This window comes from Phenylobacterium sp. (assembly GCF_004297125.1).
Classification (GTDB): Bacteria; Pseudomonadota; Alphaproteobacteria; order Caulobacterales; family Caulobacteraceae; genus Phenylobacterium.
Window position 1 is genome coordinate 88,749 of record NZ_SCVD01000033.1, and the last position, 17,089, is coordinate 105,837.

General features: G+C 70.7%; 18 protein-coding genes and 1 riboswitch. Of the genes, 11 read left to right on the forward strand and 7 right to left on the reverse strand.

All coding sequences use genetic code 11. The annotated features are described in order from the left end of the window. Positions 1–8 precede the first annotated feature (8 nt). A complete protein-coding gene (locus tag EPO51_RS22845) occupies positions 9–1,169 on the forward strand; it encodes a low temperature requirement protein A (protein WP_293355117.1) in 1,161 nt (386 codons plus the stop codon). Positions 1,170–1,220: 51 nt separating this feature from the next. Here EPO51_RS22845 and dksA read toward each other — a convergent pair whose 3' ends face one another. Continuing rightward, positions 1,221–1,649 (reverse strand): RNA polymerase-binding protein DksA, encoded by a 429-nt coding sequence (gene dksA, locus EPO51_RS22850; RefSeq protein WP_293355120.1) that lies wholly within the window; start codon positions 1,647–1,649, stop codon positions 1,221–1,223. Positions 1,650–1,742: 93 nt separating this feature from the next. Then, on the reverse strand, positions 1,743–2,177 hold the full coding sequence (gene fliX / locus EPO51_RS22855) for a flagellar assembly regulator FliX (protein ID WP_293355123.1): 435 nt from the start codon (positions 2,175–2,177) through the stop codon (positions 1,743–1,745). A 191-nt stretch (positions 2,178–2,368) separates the two neighbouring features. On the opposite strand from fliX, the gene EPO51_RS22860 reads away from it, so the two are divergent. Genes EPO51_RS22860 through EPO51_RS22870 form a run of 3 tightly spaced genes read left to right on the forward strand, consistent with a single transcriptional unit; the run spans position 2,369 to position 4,221 of the window. After that, positions 2,369–3,478 carry a flagellar basal body P-ring protein FlgI gene (locus EPO51_RS22860; RefSeq protein ID WP_293355126.1) on the forward strand — a complete coding sequence of 370 codons (1,110 nt, stop codon included), beginning with the start codon at positions 2,369–2,371 and terminating at the stop codon, positions 3,476–3,478. Continuing rightward, a complete protein-coding gene (locus EPO51_RS22865; RefSeq protein ID WP_293355129.1) occupies positions 3,478–3,777 on the forward strand; it encodes a rod-binding protein in 300 nt (99 codons plus the stop codon). Before EPO51_RS22860 ends, EPO51_RS22865 begins: the two co-directional genes overlap by 1 nt. After that, on the forward strand, positions 3,778–4,221 hold the full coding sequence (locus EPO51_RS22870) for a flagellar basal body protein (RefSeq protein ID WP_293355132.1): 444 nt from the start codon (positions 3,778–3,780) through the stop codon (positions 4,219–4,221). Between the two features lie 98 nt (positions 4,222–4,319). Here EPO51_RS22870 and EPO51_RS22875 read toward each other — a convergent pair whose 3' ends face one another. Next, positions 4,320–4,751: an Rrf2 family transcriptional regulator gene (locus EPO51_RS22875; protein ID WP_293355135.1), complete on the reverse strand. Its 432-nt coding sequence runs from the start codon at positions 4,749–4,751 to the stop codon at positions 4,320–4,322. Positions 4,752–4,852: 101 nt separating this feature from the next. Here EPO51_RS22875 and EPO51_RS22880 point away from each other — a divergent pair, with 101 nt between their 5' ends. Next, positions 4,853–5,233, forward strand: coding sequence for a group I truncated hemoglobin (locus EPO51_RS22880; protein WP_293355138.1), 381 nt, complete (start codon positions 4,853–4,855; stop codon positions 5,231–5,233). A gap of 4 nt (positions 5,234–5,237) precedes the next feature. On the opposite strand, the gene EPO51_RS22885 is transcribed toward EPO51_RS22880, so the two are convergent. Next, positions 5,238–5,615 carry a VOC family protein gene (locus EPO51_RS22885; protein WP_293355141.1) on the reverse strand — a complete coding sequence of 126 codons (378 nt, stop codon included), beginning with the start codon at positions 5,613–5,615 and terminating at the stop codon, positions 5,238–5,240. A 133-nt stretch (positions 5,616–5,748) separates the two neighbouring features. Continuing rightward, positions 5,749–5,903: riboswitch (FMN riboswitch) on the forward strand. An 85-nt stretch (positions 5,904–5,988) separates the two neighbouring features. Here EPO51_RS22885 and EPO51_RS22890 point away from each other — a divergent pair. Together EPO51_RS22890 and EPO51_RS22895 are read left to right on the forward strand one after the other, a co-directional pair. After that, entirely contained in the window at positions 5,989–6,495 is a 507-nt protein-coding gene (locus EPO51_RS22890) for a 6,7-dimethyl-8-ribityllumazine synthase (protein WP_293355144.1), read from the forward strand. Between the two features lie 4 nt (positions 6,496–6,499). Further along, positions 6,500–6,925: a PaaI family thioesterase gene (locus tag EPO51_RS22895; RefSeq protein WP_293355147.1), complete on the forward strand. Its 426-nt coding sequence runs from the start codon at positions 6,500–6,502 to the stop codon at positions 6,923–6,925. Here the strand turns inward: EPO51_RS22895 and EPO51_RS22900 are convergent. Then, positions 6,922–8,508 (reverse strand): ABC-F family ATP-binding cassette domain-containing protein, encoded by a 1,587-nt coding sequence (locus EPO51_RS22900; RefSeq protein ID WP_293355150.1) that lies wholly within the window; start codon positions 8,506–8,508, stop codon positions 6,922–6,924. The genes EPO51_RS22895 and EPO51_RS22900 overlap by 4 nt on opposite strands. Positions 8,509–8,730: 222 nt before the next feature. Here EPO51_RS22900 and EPO51_RS22905 point away from each other — a divergent pair, with 222 nt between their 5' ends. From EPO51_RS22905 to EPO51_RS22920, 4 genes are all read left to right on the forward strand, one after another. Then, on the forward strand, positions 8,731–9,198 hold the full coding sequence (locus EPO51_RS22905; protein ID WP_293355153.1) for a DUF1203 domain-containing protein: 468 nt from the start codon (positions 8,731–8,733) through the stop codon (positions 9,196–9,198). A gap of 79 nt (positions 9,199–9,277) precedes the next feature. Beyond that, on the forward strand, positions 9,278–9,613 hold the full coding sequence (locus EPO51_RS22910; RefSeq protein ID WP_293355156.1) for a hypothetical protein: 336 nt from the start codon (positions 9,278–9,280) through the stop codon (positions 9,611–9,613). Positions 9,614–9,635: 22 nt separating this feature from the next. Beyond that, on the forward strand, positions 9,636–10,232 hold the full coding sequence (locus tag EPO51_RS22915) for a DUF4893 domain-containing protein (protein WP_293355159.1): 597 nt from the start codon (positions 9,636–9,638) through the stop codon (positions 10,230–10,232). Between the two features lie 58 nt (positions 10,233–10,290). Further along, positions 10,291–12,264, forward strand: a complete 1,974-nt coding sequence (locus EPO51_RS22920; protein ID WP_293355162.1) for an OPT family oligopeptide transporter — start codon at positions 10,291–10,293, stop codon at positions 12,262–12,264. On the opposite strand, the gene EPO51_RS22925 is transcribed toward EPO51_RS22920, so the two are convergent. Continuing rightward, complete coding sequence (locus EPO51_RS22925; protein ID WP_293355165.1) at positions 12,261–14,171, reverse strand: TonB-dependent siderophore receptor; 1,911 nt, start codon at positions 14,169–14,171, stop codon at positions 12,261–12,263. The two genes, EPO51_RS22920 and EPO51_RS22925, sit on opposite strands and share 4 nt — an antisense overlap. A gap of 105 nt (positions 14,172–14,276) precedes the next feature. Further along, a complete protein-coding gene (locus EPO51_RS22930) occupies positions 14,277–16,907 on the reverse strand; it encodes a BTAD domain-containing putative transcriptional regulator (RefSeq protein WP_293355167.1) in 2,631 nt (876 codons plus the stop codon). Between the last annotated feature and the right edge of the window lie 182 nt (positions 16,908–17,089).

A 17,089-nucleotide genomic window follows, 5' to 3' on the forward strand; every position in this document is an offset into this window, starting at 1 on the left:
GAGGCGCCATGACCAGACGAACGATGCTGCGCGAGCGGATCCAGGGGCGTCATGCCAGGGTCACCTACGTAGAGCTGTTCTTCGACCTGGTGTTCGTCTTCGCGATCACCCAGCTCAGCCACGGCCTGCTGGCGCACCTGAACCTGGAAGGCGCCATCCATACCGGCATGCTCATGCTCGCGGTCTGGTGGGTTTGGGTGTTCACCGCCTGGATCACCAACTGGCTCGATCCGGACCGCGTCAGCGTCCGGAGCATGCTGTTCGTCCTGATGGCCGTGGGGCTGGTGATGACCACCTCACTGCCGGAGGCGTTTGGCGGCCGCGCGCTCCCGTTCGCCCTGGCCTACGCCGGCATGCAGGTAGGGCGATCCCTCTTCATGGTGTGGGCGTCCCGCGACGACGGATCGCTGTGCCGGAACTTTGTGCGGATCACGGCCTGGATGGCCACGGCCGCCATCTTCTGGGTAACCGGAGCCTTGCAGCCCAAGCTGGGGCTTCCGCTCTGGGCGCTGGCCCTCGGGATCGAGTATGCGGGGCCGGCTTCTGGGTTCTGGACGCCCGGCCTCGGTCGCGCCAGCACGACGGAATGGACCGTGGAAGGCGCCCATATGGCCGAGCGCTGCGGCCTCTTCATCATCATCTGCCTGGGCGAATCGATCCTGGTGACGGGGGCGACGTTCGGCGAACATCCGGCGGACCTGGCCAGCATCGGCGCGTTCCTGGCGGCGCTGACCGCCGCCATCGCCATGTGGTGGATCTATTTCAACGCTCACGCCGAGGCGGCCGCACACGCCATCGCCGAGTCGGACGATCCCGGCCGCATAGCGCGGATCGCCTACACCTATGCGCACATCCCGATCGTCGCGGGGATCATCGTCACGGCGGCGGGCGACGAGCTGGCCCTGGCCCACCCGGTGGGCCACGTGGAGACCGCCGCCATCTGGCTGATCCTGGGCGGACCGGCGTTGTTCCTGGCCGGTGGGCTCTGGTTCAAGCACGCGGTGTTCAAGGTGATCTCGGCCTCGCGGGCCGGAGGCCTGGCCCTGCTGGGCTTGACGGCGTTGGCGGCCCCGCACCTCACGCCGCTGATGCTGTCGGCGGCGGCCACGGCCGCGCTCATCGTCGTCGCGGCCTGGGAGACCGTGACGCTGCCGAAGACGCACACCTAGCCGTCCGACGACTGCAGCCGCCGGGCGCGCTACCCCTTCACGAAAAAGGGATCAGTCGTCGCGGTGGACGCGCTCGCGGCGCTCGTGCCGCTCCTGCGCTTCCAGGCTCAACGTGGCGATCGGACGGGCGTCGAGGCGGGCCAAGCCGATCGGCTCGCCGGTCTCTTCGCAATAGCCGTACGAGTTGTCCTCGATGCGGCGTAACGCGTCGTCGATCTTGGAGATGAGCTTACGCTGCCTATCGCGAGTACGAAGTTCAAGAGCGCGATCGGTCTCCGAGGACGCCCGGTCAGCAATGTCCGGGTGGTTCTCAGTTTCCTTCTGGAGATGGGACAGCGTCTCGCGAGATTCGCGGAGGATGTCCTCTTTCCACGCGTTGAGCTTCTGCTTGAAATACTCAAGCTGACGCTCGTTCATGAACTCTTCGTCTTCCGACGGACGATAGTCGGTAACCTCAGCCAGTACAGCGGCTGCTTTCATGGAAACCTCACGCCCCTAAGGACCCTTGAGACACGCGCCGGCTGTATAGCAAAAAGACCGGCGGTTTCAACGCCGCTCACGCGCCACGGGAACTCAGCCGACACGACTCGCAGATTCCAGCTTGGCGAGCTCTACAGCCGCGCGGGTTTCTATCTCGTCAAGAACCGCTTCCAGCTTGGGATCATCGGTGGACGAACGCTGCTCGCGAACGGCGCGGGCCAGATTGTCCAGCTGCCCCTTGGAAAGCTCGCCGCCCAGCAGCGCCACCTTCAGGCCGTCGAGCTCGTCCAGCAGGCGCCCCGCCCGGCGGACCGAGCGGCGCTTGCGTTCGGTGGGCGATTCGACGTCCTGCAGCGCCAACAGGGCTTCCACGCCCATGACGCTGGAGACGCCCGATGCGCCCGACACTTGAGTCGGCGAGGCGGGCGCCGAAGCGCCGGCGACCTGGAATCCGCCGCCCCCGCCGGCGCCACGCGTGGGCTTGGCGCCCGACGTCTGCGACAGACCGCCTGTTCCGGAGACTTTCATGGGATGGACGCTGGTCCTTTTACGCTCAGCGGACGACTACCACCCGCAAGCTTGAAGCATGGTTAACGGGCGGCTTTTTCTGCCTAGTCGAACTTGCCGACCCCCGCGGCTCTAGCACTGATTTCATTGAGCTTTCCGACTGGCACGGTTCTCGCTTCAACGCTTGCGAACATTGCCGCCCGAAGGTCCATATGCGTCCGGTCCGTCTCCTCTCCGCCCTCATCCTCGCCGCCGCGGCCCTCGGGGCCCAGCCGGCGCTGGCGAAGTCCCGCATCAAGGACATCGTCGAGTTCGAGGGCGTGCGTGAGAACCAGCTCGTGGGCTATGGCATCGTGGTCGGCCTGAACGGCACCGGCGACGCCCTGCGCAATGCGCCCTTCACCAAGCAGAGCCTCGAGGCGATGCTGGAGCGGCTGGGCGTCAACGTCCGCGACGCCAACCTCAACACCAAGAACGTGGCCGCGGTGATGGTCACCGCCAAGCTGCCGCCGTTCGCCGCGCCGGGCGCGCAGATCGACGCCTCCGTCTCGGCCCTGGGCGACGCCAAGAGCCTGCTGGGCGGCACGCTGCTGGTGACGCCGCTGCTGGGCGCCGACGGCCAGGCCTACGCCGTGGCCCAGGGCACCGTGCAGACCGGCTCGGTCAGCGCCGGCGGCGCCTCCGGCTCCACCGTCCTGAAGGGCGTGCCCACGGCCGGCCGCATCGCCGGCGGGGCCAGCGTGGAACGCGAGATCGGCTTCCGCCTCGCCAACATGGCCCAGATGCGCATGACCCTGCGCAACCCCGACTTCACCACCGCCCGGCGCATCGCCGACGTGGTCAACGGCGCCTATCCGGGCTCGGCCGTCGCCGAGAACCCCACCATCGTCGCCATCCGCCCGCCGTCCGGCCAGGACATGGTCGGCTTCCTGGCCCAGGTCGAGAACCTGACCGTCGAGCCCGATAACGGCGCCAAGGTGGTCATCGACGAGGTGGCCGGGGTGATCGTCATGGGCGACGCTGTCCGCGTCTCCACCGTGGCGATCCAGCAAGGCAACCTGACCATCACGGTGCGCGAGCAACCGGCGGTGAGCCAGCCCAACGCCTTCTCCCGCGGCGGCGAGACCACCGTGGTCCCGCAGTCGGACGTCTCGGTCGAGGAGGAGAAGGGCAAGCAGTTCATGACGGTAAGGTCGGGCGCGGCGCTGTCCAACCTGGTCGCCGGCCTCAACGCCCTGGGCGTCACCCCCCGCGACATGATCTCCATCCTGCAGACCATCAAGGCCGCGGGCGCCCTCCAGGCCGAAATCGAGGTGATGTGATGGCCGACCTGATCTCACCCGCCCTGCTCACGCCCACGGCCCAGACCACCACCGCCGACCTGGCGCGCGGCAAGGCCAAGGACGCCGGGCAGAAGTTCGAAGCCCAGTTCCTGTCGACCATGTTCCAGCACATGTTCCAGGGCCTCGAGACCGACGGCCCCTTCGGCGGGGGCGCGGGCGAGGAGATGTTCCGCTCGCTGATGACCGAGGCCATGGGCAAGCAGGTCGCTAGGTCCGGCGGCATCGGCCTAGCCGACACCGTCCAGCGTGAAATCCTGAAGTTGCAGGGACTCCAGTAAATGGCCATCGCCGCGACCGACGCCGCCGACCGGGTCGAGCAGCTCGTCATCCTCACGGAGCGCCTGACCGAGCTGATCGCCAACCAATGCCAGGCCTTCGAACAGCGCCGCCCGCAGGACGCCGCGGCCATGCTGGAAGAGACCTCGCGCCTCGCAAACCTCTATCGTCACGAGAGCGCCCGCGTGCGCGCCGACCCGCGCATGGTCGAGTCCGCGCCGCTGGAGGCCCGCACGCGGCTGGTCCGCGCCACGGAGGCCTTCGACGCGGTGCTCGCCCGGCAGGGCCGCGCCATCGAGGCCGCCAGGACCGTGACCGAGGGCCTCGTGCGGTGCATCGCCGAGGAGGTCGCCAGCCAGCGCAGCCAGGCCAGCGTCTACGGCGCCGGCGGCACGCAGACCGCCGCCGCCACGGCCACCGCCATCACCCTGAACAAGCGGGCCTAGACCGCTATTCGCTCCGATTGAATCGGAGCTGCGCTCCAGGTCTTTGCTTTGTCGCGCTTTCTGGCGGCGAACCGGTATCCACTTCGTCGGAAAGCGCTCTAGTTGCCGAGGATTGCGCCCAGCCGGGCGCGGTTCGTCGAGACGTCCGCCACGGTGTAGCGATCGAGCACCGCCAGGAACGCCTGCGTCGCCTCGCTCAGCCGACGGGGCAACAGGCAGACCGATGCGATCGGGCAGGTGTTGGTCTCCGGGTTGAAGCACTCGACGAGTTCGTCCAGCTCCTCCGTTCGCCGCACGACGTCGCCCAGCCGGATCTGCGCCGGGTCGCCGACCAGTCTCACGCCGCCGCCCCGCCCGCGCACGGTGTCGACGTAGCCCAGGTCGCGCAGGCGCTGCAGCACCTTCACGAGATGGTTCTTGGAGATCCGGTACGACGCCGCGATCGCCGCCGCGGTGGTCGCCTCCTCCTGCATGGTCGCCAGATAGATCAGGGCGCGCAGGGCGTAGTCGGTATGCAGGCTCAGACGCATCGGCTCATTCTGACGGGGCGCTCTTGGCGCCTCGTTTAAAGTGGTATATCGAGCGCCACTTTCCAAACAAGCATCTTATATACCACTTTAAGGGGGACTGAATGAGCTCGCTCTACGAACGGATCGGCGGCGCGCCGGCGGTGAAGGCCGCGGTCGACATCTTCTATGCCAAGGTGCTGGCGGACGTGCGGATCGCCCACTTCTTCGACGGCGTCGACATGCAGCGCCAGGTCGGCAAGCAACGCGCGTTCCTGGTCATGGCCTTCGGCGGCCCCAACACCTACACGGGCGAGGACATGCGCCGAGGCCACGCGCACCTGGTGGCGCGCGGGCTGAACGACGGCCATTTCGACGCCGTGGTCGAGAACCTGGCGCTGACGCTCCGCGAACTGGGCGTGGGCTCGGCCGCGATCGCCGAGGTGGCGAAGATCGCCGAAAGCGTCCGCGACGACGTGCTGGGCCGCGAGAAGGTCGCCGCCTGATCGCCTAGTGCATCGTGCCGGCGACGATCTCCAGCTTGTTGCCGTCCGGATCCAGGATCACGCAGCCGTAGTAGCCGGGTGCGATATCGGGGTGCGGGCCGGCCGCGCGGATCGTCGTCGCGCCACGCTCCATCGCCGATTCATAGGCCGCATCCACCGCCCCGTGGCTGTCGGCCGTGAAGGCCAGGTGGGCGCCCAGGCCCGCCACCTGCTCGCCGTCCACGGGATAGAGATAGAGCAGGCCCGCCTGCCCGCCCGGCCCGTACGCCAGCTCCTTGGCCGTCGCCGAACTCACCGCCGCGCCCAGGGGCGCGAAGAAGGCGTCGTAGAACTCGCGCGCGGCGTCGAGGTCGCGGACGCCGAGGGACAGGTGGTCGAACATGTGAAGCCTCCTCCAAACTCCACCTTAGCTGTGCATGGCGCTGGCGCCGGACAAGGTCGCCCGCCATTTCAAACGCTTGTTTGACGCTAGGGAACGTGCCTATCTTGGGAACGCCGTCGGATGTTCCGGCGGCCTACGTTCTCAGGGCGGGGTGAAACTCCCCACCGGCGGTAATGCCCTTTTCGGAGGGACGAGCCCGCGGGCGCTTTCCGGCTTCGGCTGGAAAGGACGAGCAGATTCCGGTGCGATCCCGGGGCCGACGGTCATAGTCCGGTTATGAGAACGGTCGAACGCGTCGCCGGCGGGATACCGTCTGCGCGCGGACGGCCCGCCCCTGAGTCGTGGTCCTTTGAACCCGGTCAGGGAGAAGACCATGACCCAATCTGCCTCCAAGCCTACGCTGGAGTTCCCCACCGCCAACGGCGCCTTCCGCGCCGGCCGCATCGCCTTCGTCCACGCGCTCTGGCACGCCGACATCGTCCGCGAGTCGTATGCCGGCTTCATGGACGAGATGGCCAAGCTGGGCTTTCCGCCCGAAACCGTCGAACGCTTCGAAACTCCCGGCGCGTTCGAGATCCCGCTGCACGCCCAGACCCTAGCCCGCACCGGCCGCTACGCCGCCATCGTCGGCGCGGCCTTCGTGGTCGATGGCGGCATCTACCGCCACGAGTTCGTCGCCCAGACGGTGGTCCAGGGCTTGATGCAGGTGCAGCTCGCCACCGAGACGCCGGTGTTCTCGGTGGTGCTGACGCCGCACAATTACCAGGAGACCGAGGCCCACAACGCCTTCTTCCACGCCCACTTCCGGGTGAAGGGCGCCGAGGCCGCGCGGGCGTGCCACGGCACGCTGGAGAGCCTCGCACGGCTGGCGGCGGCGTGACGCCATGGAAGCGATCCTGGACGTCCCCGAGGGCTTCGAGCGGCACGACCGCAAGAGCCCCGTCACCGACCCGTGGGAGCCGCTGTACCGTCGGCTCTCCGGCGACACCGTCGTCCTGGGCCTGCGCTCCGGGACGGCCCACACCAATAGCCGCGGCTTCGTCCACGGCGGACTGATCTCGGCCCTGGCGGACAACGCCATGGGCCTGTCCTGCGCGCGCAGGCTGGGCGACCTGGCCAGCCTGGTGACGGTGAACCTCACCATCGACTTCCTGGGCTCGGCGCTGACCGGCCAGTGGCTGGAGTTCGACACGGTGTTCGTAAAGCCGGGCGGCACGCTGTGCTTCACCCAGGCCTTCGTCACCGCCGACGGCCAGCCCTGCGCCCGGGCCAACGCGGTGTTCCGGGTGGTGCGGAAGGCCGCGGCTTAAGCCAGCGAGATCTCCCGCTCGACCCCGATCGCGGCCAGGAAGTCGCGGTCGTGGCTCACCACCAGCAAGGCGCCGTTGTAGCCCGCGAGCGCGGCTTCGACGGCGCCGATGGAGTCCAGGTCAAGGTGGTTGGTCGGCTCGTCCAGGATCAGGAGCTGGGGAGGCTCGTCGCCCAGCAGCACCGAGGCCAGGGCCGCCCGCAGACGCTCGCCGCCGCTCAGCGCCGCCACCGGCTTCTCGGCGGCGGTGTTGCGGAACAGGAAGCGGGCCAGGGCGGCGCGGGCGGCGTTCTCGCCGGACGCGGGATTCAGGCGCCGGAAGGCGGCCACGAGGGTCGGATCGTCGCCCAGCAGCGCCGTCTGCTGGTCGAGGAAGGCCGCCTTCACCCCGCGCACGACCTTGCCGCTCGTCGGCTCGAGTTCGCCGGCCGCCAGCCGGATCAGCGTGGTCTTACCCGAGCCGTTCGGGCCTGAGACCGCCACCCGCTCCGGCCCGACGATACGCAGGGTCTGGCCCTGCAAGAGCGGCCGCCCGCCAGGATAGGCAAAGGCCGCGTCCAGGAAGGCCAGCACCGTCCTGCCCGCGGCCAGTCCGGACGGCGGCAGGTCGAAGGCCAGCCGCCTCACGCGCTCCAGCCGGGCGTCGGCGGCGGCCAGGGTCTCGGCGGCCTCGGCCCTCAGGCGTTCGGCGACGGCCCGCTCCCGCCCGCCGCTGACCTCGGCGCGCTCGGCGCGGGCGTCCAGCAGGATCTTCGGGGCGTCGTTCCGGGCCCGCGCCCGCTTGCCGGCTGCATCCTTCCGCGCCTTGCGCTCGGCGACAGCCTGCACCTCGCGGGCGACACGGGCAGCCTGCTTCTCCGCATCGGCCAGGTCCCGCGCGGCGGCGGCCTCGGCTTCGGCCTTGCGCTCGGCATAGAGGTCGTAGCCGCCGCCGAACACCTGGGCGCCGAGGCCCGAGAGCTCGACGATCCGGTCGACCTGCCGCAGCAGCGCCCGGTCATGGCTGATCACGATGGCCCCGCCCTTCCAGTGGCCCAGCGCCTGCGCCACCATCTCGCGGGCGGCGGCGTCCAGGTTGTTGGTGGGTTCGTCCAGGATCACCAGGTCGGGCTCGACGGCGAGCAGGCCGGCGAGACTGGCCCGGGTCACCTGCCCGCCGCTCAGGCTGGCGGCCGGACGGGCGAGGTCCAGGCCATCCAGGCCGACATCCGCCAGCGCGACGGCCAGCCGCGCCTCCAGCGTCCAGTCCGCGTCGGCGAAGTCGTCCTCGGACCCCGCGCCCGCCTCGATCCGCGCGAGCCGCGCCAGGGGTTCGGCCACACCCATCAGGTCCGCCACGCTGGCGCCCCGCGGCGGGACCAGCGCCTGGCGCAGCACGCCCACGCGGCCGCGCACCGTGATCGCTCCGGCCGACGGCTGGAGTTCGCCCAGGATCAGCCGCGCCAGGGTGGACTTGCCCACGCCGTTGCGGCCTACGAGGCCGGTGCGTTCGGCCCCGAAGGTGAGGGTCAGATTCTCGAAGAGCGAACGGCCGTCAGGCGTCGAATAGCTGAGGCTGTCCAGGGTGACGAAGGTCGAAGACATGGCGGATCTCGGCGGCGTGGACACATCGGGTGGTCGGGTTGTCCAGCGTGAGCCGCATCGGCCTGCTCCTTCGGCGAAGTCGGCTATCTAGGGGCGGAAGGCGGCCGGCGCAATCCGCGGGCCGGCGCCAGCCGATCGCGGCTTTCGGCCATGTGTTGGGATCGCCACATTGGCTCCGCACAGCGGCGGTCCGATCTTCCTGGCGAGTACAGGAGACCCCAAATGTCGTTCGTCGTCAGCGCCCTGCCCGTGGCGCCCTTCCAGCCTCTCTTCACCCTGTCCGACACCGAACTCGCCGGGCGCGGCATCCTCCGCCGCACCGTCGATGGCCCCGGCGCGCCCTGCCGGGTGACCCTGGCCGACGCCGAACCGGGCGAGAGCGTCCTGCTGCTCAACTACGAGCACCAGCCGGCGGAGACGCCATTCCGCTCGCGCCACGCGATCTTCGTCCGCGAGAACGCGGCCGACACCTCCTTCGCGCCGGGCGAGCTCCCGCCCGTGTTCCGCGCACGGAAGTTCCTGTCGCTGCGCGCCTTCGACGCGAGCGGGATGATGATCGACGCCGACCTGGTCCCGACGCCGGAGCTGGAGGCCGCCATCCCGCGGCTGCTGGCGGATCCCCAGGTGGCCTACCTGCACGCCCACTATGCGGGCGCCGGCTGCTACGCGGCGCGTATCGAACGGGCCTGACATTCAGGTGATCGTAACAAAGTGAAACCAAAGTGATCTGAGAGGGTTCTGCGGGCGGTCACACGTTGGAGAGCTTGAATTGCACCGCGCGCTGTATCTGCTGATCGCCGCCGCGGCGATCGCGTCGGCCCCGCTTCCCGCCCTCGCTCAGGCTTGGCCCACCGCCGTCGTGGCCTCCGCCCCGCGGCTCACCACCCCGTCCCGCGTTCCGGCGCTCATCATGCGCCGCGACATGATCGCACCTAGTCCGGTCGGCGCGCCGTCCACGCAAGCCGAACGCCGGGCGCTGAAGCTCGACGACGGCGACGATGCCGGCGACATCCCCGAGATCGAGGTGCGCGCAAAGGCGGAATGGAGCGACGACCAGGGCTTGCGGGTGGGTCCCACGCGGGTAGCCTACAAGAGCAGGTTCTGACCGCCTGCGCCGGTCCCGGCAGATGTTCAAAGCGCTTCCGATCGCCTTCGTCCTGACCGCGATGGCCGCGGCCGCATCGGCCCAGCCCACGACCTGCACGCCCACCCGCGCGGACACCGAGCGCCTGTCGCGCCTGGAACAGGCGTGGCGCGACGGGCGCGGCGACGCCATCAAGGGCGGCGCCGCCGAGGCCTTGCGCCGCCTGGGCCCGACCGCCGACCCGCGCATCAGGCTCAACCGCCCGCAGCCGACGCCCGGGGCCTATCAGTGCCGGACCATCAAGCTGGGCGCCGCGCGCGAAGGCATGCTGCCCTACGTCGCCTACGGCTGGTTCAGGTGCCGGGTGACGCTGACGCCGGGCGGCGACCTGATCCTGGAGAAGACCAACGGCTCCCAGCGCCCTGTGGGCCTGGTCTGCCCCGACGACCGGTACAAGGCCCGTTTCGTCGGCGTGCTGGAGCTGGGCGACGAGGCCCGAACGCCCCGGTACGGGTCCGAGCCGGATCGCGACCTGATCGGCGAGGTCCGGCGCATCGGCGAGAACCGCTGGCGGATCGCGTTCCCCTGGCCGGCGTACGAGTCGAAGCTGGACATCCTGGAGCTGCGCCGCACCCGCTAGCCGCTTGAGCCGGGCCTCGGCTCGGGCTCTAACTGCGCTGGAGAGTGGGGAAGTTCGCATGACAGTGGCGGCAGGGGCTGAAGCCCGGCGCGTGGAGCTGACGTTCCGGGGGATCCTGCTGGGGATCCTGATCTGCCTCGTGTTCACCGCGGCCAATGTCTACCTCGGCCTGAAGGTCGGGCTGACGGTCGCCACCTCGATCCCGGCGGCGATCATCTCCATGGCGCTGCTGCGCGCGTTCAAGGACGCGACGATCTGGGAGAACAACATCGTCCAGACCGTGGCTTCGGCGGCGGGCGCCATGGCCTCGGTGATATTCGTGCTACCGGGCCTGGTGATCGTCGGCGCGTGGAGCGGCTTCCCGTTCTGGACCACCTTCGGCCTCTGCGCGATCGGCGGGGTTCTGGGGGTGATGTACACCGTGCCGCTGCGCCGGGCGCTGGTGACCAACTCGCCGCTCCCCTACCCCGAGGGCGTCGCCGCCGCCGAGGTGCTGAAGGTCGGCTCGGGCATGCGCGGCGACAGCGCCGAGGCCGCCGCCGACGGCAAGCGGGGTCTCACCGCGATCCTGCTGGGCAGCGCGGGCTCGGCGCTGTTCGCTCTGGCCGTGGGCACGCGGGCGCTGGCCGGCGAGGTCGCGGGCTTCTTCCGGGTAGGCGCAGGGGCGACGGGGATCGGGGCCTCCATGTCCCTGGCCCTGTTCGGCGCGGGCCACCTGATGGGCGTCGCCGTGGGCATGGCCATGCTCGCCGGGATCGTCATCGCCTGGGGGATCGCCGTCCCCGTCCTCACCGGCCTCTACCCCGACGCCACGGCCTCCACCGCCGACGCCGCGCGGGCGATCTGGACGACCAAGGTGCGCTTCATCGGCGCCGGCGCCATCGGCATCTCGGCCATCTGGACCCTGGCCAAGCTGGCCGCGCCGGTCTGGAAGGGCCTCTCCGGCGCCCTCAGCGCCCAGAGCCTGCGCGCCGCCGGCGCCGGCGTAGACCGTACGGAACAGGACATCCCCATCGGCATCGTGGCCGCGGTGTCGGCCCTCTGCCTGATCCCCCTGGGCGTACTGATCTTCAACTTCCTGCGGGCGGGCGAACTCGCGCCCGTGGCCATCCCGCTGACCGCCGCCTCGCTGGCCTACATCGCCGTGGCCGGGTTCGCCGTGGCCGGGGTCTGCGGCTACATGGCCGGCCTGATCGGCTCGTCGAACAGCCCGGTGTCCGGCCTGGCCATCCTGGCCGTGCTCGGCGCCTCCCTGATCGTGGCGGCGATCGGCGCGGGCGCGGCCATGGGCGATCCCATGCCTCTGGTGGCCTTCGCGCTGCTGGTCACCAGCGCCCTGCTGGCCGTGGCGGTGGCGGCCAACGACAACCTGCAGGACCTCAAGACCGGCCAGCTGGTCGACGCCACGCCGTGGCGCCAGCAGGCGGCCCTGGTGGTGGGTGTGGTCGCCGGCTCGGCCATGATCCCGCCGATCCTGGACCTGCTGAACCGCTCCAACGGCTTCGCTGGCGCGCCCAACATCAACGCCATCGCCGACGATCCCCTGCCCGCCCCGCAGGCCACCCTGATCTCAACCATCGCCAAGGGCGTGGTGGGCGGCCAGCTCGATTGGGGCCTGATCGGCATAGGCGCCCTGGTGGGCATAGGCTTGATCCTGATCGATGAGGCCCTGCGCCGGACCAAGCGCTACAGCCTGCCGCCGCTGGCCGTGGGCATGGCGATCTACCTGCCCGCCACCCTGACCATCCCGGTGGTGCTTGGGGCGGTCAGCGGCTGGCTCTACGACAAGCGGGTCGAGAAGCGCCCCGACGGCGAGGCGGCGAAGCGGCTGGGCGTTCTCGTCGTCTCGGGCCTGATCGTCGGCGAGAGCCTGTTCAACGTCGCCCTGTCCGGCCTGATCGTCGCCACCAACTCCGGCGCGCCCCTGGCGATCGTGCCGGAGGACTTCCCACCCGCGCCGATCCTGGCCCTGGTCGCCTATGCGGGGATCATGGCGAGCCTCTACGCCTGGGCGGGCCGCCGGCGGACCTAGAAGTCCGCCGCCAGGGTGATGCTGTAGCGCCGCTGGGCCAACGGGGTGAATACGCCCGAGGTGTTGGTGCGGAAGCCGTACTTGTCGAAGACGTTGGCGACCGAGACCCGCACCGTGGCCGGCGCGTCGCCGACCTTGAACCGGTAGCGGGCGCCGAGGTCCAGCGTGGTGCGCGCCGGGATCTGCAACTGGTTGTCGCGGCTGACCTCGCGGGCGCTTAGGCTGGTGACGGTGGCGCTCACCGAGAGCCGCTCGACCCATGGGAGTTGGTAGTCCAGGCCCACGATGGCCAGGCGCTTCACCTGGGCGACCGGGATCTTGCCGATCCGGCCGGCGTCCACCTCCTCGCCGGTGACCCGCGGCCGCATCAGCACGACGCCGGCGACCACCGTCAGGCCGCTGGCCAGCTGGCCCGACAGCGAGACCTCGACGCCCTTGTGCCGCTCCTCGCCGAGTTCCCGATAGAGGTTCGCCCGATCGAGGTTGTAGTAGGGTTTCCTGACGTCGAAGACGCCCGCGACGACCTTCAGCTCGGACGTCAGAGCGTAGCGCAGGCCGGCGTCCACCTGCTTCGTGCGGATCGCCGGCGGCGCGGCGTTCTTGTTGCTGGCGTTCTCGGGCGCCACGCCACCCTCCTCCAGCCCGGTCGTGTAGCTGGCGTAGAAGGCCAGGCGGTCGGTCGCCTTCCAGGCGCCGGCGAGGTTGTAGAGCCAGGCGTCGTCGCGGCCCTCCTGCGGCTGGGCGGCGGGCTCGCGGACGGTCTTGCGGTAGCGGGTGCGCTGCAGGCCGCCGCTGAGCTCGAAGGCGTCCCAGCGGCCTTGGTAGGCCGCCGCGCCGGTCCACTGGCTCACCTTGTCGCGGGTCCGCGGGCCGAAGATGAAGGCGGGCTCCGGCAGGTCGACCGGAACGCCGACCACGGCCTTGCCGGCCTCGAAGACGTCCGAACCCCCATAGCGGCGATCCTGGTCGCGCCCCCGGACGATCAGGTGAACGGTGTGCCGGCGCGGCCCTTCCTCGAAGCTTCGGGACAGCCGCAGCTCGCCTGAGGTGGACGCGAACGACTGCGCAGGGTCCGCGATGATCAGGTGGTCCGCGACGCCCGCCGCCGTGGTGTTCAGATAGAGGTCCGCGAAGCTCCGCTCGGACTTGAACACCGATCGGAAGAGGCCGCCCTTCACGGTCCAGCCGGCGGCCAGGGCCGCAGTCGCCACCACACCATAGTTGGTCCCCACGTTCTCGCCGTCGGTCCAAGCCTGGCCGAAGAACCGTCCGCGCTTGAACCGCGGCGGCAGGTGCGGTCCGTCCACGAAGATCAGCGGCAGGGCCTCGGCGCGGGTCACCGCATAGCGGTCGTAGAACGGGACGATCTCCAGGCCGTCGACGGGCCGCCATTGGGCCGCGGCCGACAGCGAGACGTCGCGTTCGCTGTTGCCGTACTCGTAGGCGTACTTCGAGACACTGGCGCCCAGGGCCAGGCCGAAGCGGCCCTCGACGAGCGGGAGCTTGGCGTTGACCTCGGCCAGGTAGCCGTCGAACGGGCCCCGGCTGGCGACCAGGCTCACGACCCGCTTGTCGCCGACCCGGACCAGTTCGCTGTCGACGATGCCGGTGGGGGCCGGCAGCGGGTAGCCCTGGGCCGAGATGCCCACCCGGATGGTCTGTCCCGGCGCGATCAGCGCCGACAGGTCGGTCTGGCGGTCGAAGTAGAGACCGTCGATGCGGACGTTGCCCGCATCCACCGCGCTGAAACCGCGAACCTCGACGGGCCGGTAGAGGCCAATGTCCTCATTGCCGACGCTGGTCCCGAAGGCGTCGTCGGCGGACTTCACCGCATTGTCGTCGGCCCGCTGGGCCCACGCGGGAGAGCTCGCCAGCGCCGCGGCCATCGCGGCGAATAGGATACGCATTGTCTGAGGCTTCCCTGATCGCTTCGTGCGGTCAGGTCTGGCGGACGCCCATCATCCGGCGGCGCAAACGATCGTCAAAGCCGCGTCAAAAGCGACCTGGAAAGGTCATTTCGGCAGGGCGGGCAGGCCGAGCAGCCCCCGCTGCTGATTCACCTTGGCGTCCAACTCACCCTGGACGGCGGCCAGCCGGCGGTCGCCGCGCAGGCCGCGAAACGCCAGGCGATCCGAGAGCCTCGATGGCATCCAGGCCATGTTGACCCAGCTCCCCCGCACCGCCGCCTCCAGTTGCGCCACCGCGTCGTCGGGACGTCCGGTGAGCGCCAGGACTGCGGCGCGGTCGTAGGCGGCGTGACCCGGATCCATGCCCGCGCGGACGTCTTCGTCCAGCCGCTTCAGCAGCTGGGACGCCAGGGCCGTCGCCTCCGCCCTGCGGCCGGCTTCGTTCAGGGCCGCGATCAGGGCGGGTCCGGTCGGCAGGGCCTTGGAAGGCGCCCGGGCGTAGAAGTCGGCCACGCTGTCGAACTCGGCGTCGTAGAGCTGCAGCAGCACCGCGCCATGGCCGCCCTGCACCAGCCCGTCCGCGAAGTCCCAATAGCCCGGCTCGGTCTGCCAGAAGGTGGGGCCCATGCGCCGGGCTTCGCGCGCCAGCCCTTCGGTGTCTCCCAGCAGCGCCAGGCGGCCGATCACCTCGCGCTGCGGCAGCACCCTGGCGGCCCGTTCCCGCTCGCCCAGGATCAGCCAGGCCTTGGCGAGGTCGGCGGTGAGCGTGCGCTCCGCGGGCCAACGCTTCGAAGCCGCCTCGGTGAGACGCAGGAAGGCGGCGAGCCGCCCCTGCTGGCCGGCCAGGGCGGCCTGCACGCGCGCAACCCCGTGCGGGTCGTTGGACACGCGGGCGAAGCGCTCGACCACGGCGGCGGCCTCGTCCGTCCGGCCCATGAACGACAACTGGCCCACCAGATGGTCCATGGAGAGCCAGAGCAGCGGATCGAGGGCCGCGGCGCGCTGGTACTCCGCCAGGGCGTCGGCCTCCCGGCCCACGGCGCTGTAGGCCTGGGCGAGCCAGCGGTGGTAGTCGGGCCGTTGTGGCTCCAGCGCCACGGCGCGGGCGTAGAACGGCAGCGACTGGGCGTCGCTCAGCGAAATGAGCCCATAGGCGGCGTAGGCGTCCCCCAGGTCCGGCGCGAGCTCCAGGGCGCGCCTGGCATAGCGCCGCGCCTCGGCCTGGGCTTGCGGGATCGGGATGTCGCCATACGAGGTCGGATGGTCGGCCAGCAGCATCGTCACCTGCGCCAGGTTGGCGAAGGCCGGCGCATAGTCGGGATCCAGCGCGGCGGCCTCCAGCAGCAGGCGGTGCGCCTCCAGTAGGGGCGCCGTGCGCCGCTCGCGGGCCAGGCTGCGGGCCTGCAGGTAGCGGTCGTAGACCTCGGGCCGCGTGGTCAGGTGTGGGTTGGCGCGCGGCGCGACGCGGGCGCCCAGGGCCTGGGCCGCCGCCGCAGCGATTGCGTTCTGGACGGCGAAGATGTCCTCGGCCGGCCGCTGATAGAGGCCGTGCCAGACCGTGCGCCCGTCGCGGACCCGCACCAGATGCGCGCTCACCGAGGTCCGGCCGCCGCCGGCGCGCGTCTCGCCGCGCAGCAGATAGTCCACGCCCAGCCGCCGGGCGGCCTGGAGCGGATCGGCGGCGGACGCCAGGAGGCGCGCCGACCCGCTGCCCACAACTTTCAGGTCGGCATCGCGGCCCAGCAGGTCGAGCACGGCTTCGGCCACCCCCGTCCCGAAGTAGACGTCCTGGGGGCCCACACCCGCGGCCTTGAACGGCAGCACGGCCACCGAGGGCGACGCCGGCAGGGCGGTCCAGCGACTCCAGCCCCAGGCCGCCGCGAGGACCAGCACCAGCGCCGCCGCGGCGAGCCAGGGCCAGATGCGGCGGCGCGTCAGGCCGGGGTTGGCGGCCGGCTCCGCCTCGCTGGCGGCCGGACGCGGCGCGGCGCGCTTCAGCAACGCCTGGGTCTCGGCGGACGGCTCCACGGCCAGGTCCGCCTTCAGCCGTCTGGCGAAGCGGTCGTAGCGGCGGTGGAGCGCCGACAGGTCGCCCGCGGCGCGGTCGGCGGCCAGGCCCAGCCGCGCCGCGGGCTCGCTCAGGGGATCGAGGCCCTCGAGGGTCTCCGCCAGCTTGCGGACCTCGGCGAACCGCCCGCCCGCCAGCGCCGCCTGGCCAGCCTCGACGGACGCCCCCAGCAGCTTCTCGCGGGCCTGGAACCGTTCCCAGGTCAGCCACTCGTCGAAGTCTCGGCCCGCGCCGTCCAGGTCCGCCAGCAGGGTCAGCTGGGCCCCCGTGAGCCCTTGCGCCAGCAGGCCGACCTCGCCCGCCCGCGCCAGGTCGAGCAGCCGGTCCAGGTCGAGTTGACAGGCGTCGCTCCGCGCCGCCACCTCGTCGCGCTTCACCACCAGCAGCGGGTCGGGGCCGGCCGTCAGGTCGCGCAGTTCGTAGAGCGCCTGGCGCAGGCTGGCCTTGGCCTGCTCGTCGGCCCGGTCGCTCCACAGCAGGTTGGCAAGCCGCTCGCGCGTCCAGGCCTGTCGGGTGACCAGCAGGAAGGCCAGCAGCGCCCGGGTCTTGCGTGCCCTGGGCGTGGCGTCGGCCCCGTCGGGCAGCGTCAGCCGGAACCCGCCGAGCACCTTGGCCCGGTGCGGCGTCGCCTGCGCCCTCAGCGGCACAACCCGCGCCGTCTCCGCCATGCCGACCCTTCTGCCGTCGCCCCGCTGCAGGGTAGCAGCTTCAAGCGACGCGGCCAGCCTCGCGCCGCTGCTGCCACCGTGGTGTCAGCAGACCTCGCGCGCGCATGGTCGCAGGCGATTTGTTCGCTATACGTTCCTGTGTTATCCCTGAGTCCCGTCACCTACATTAGGCGGTCTCGCGG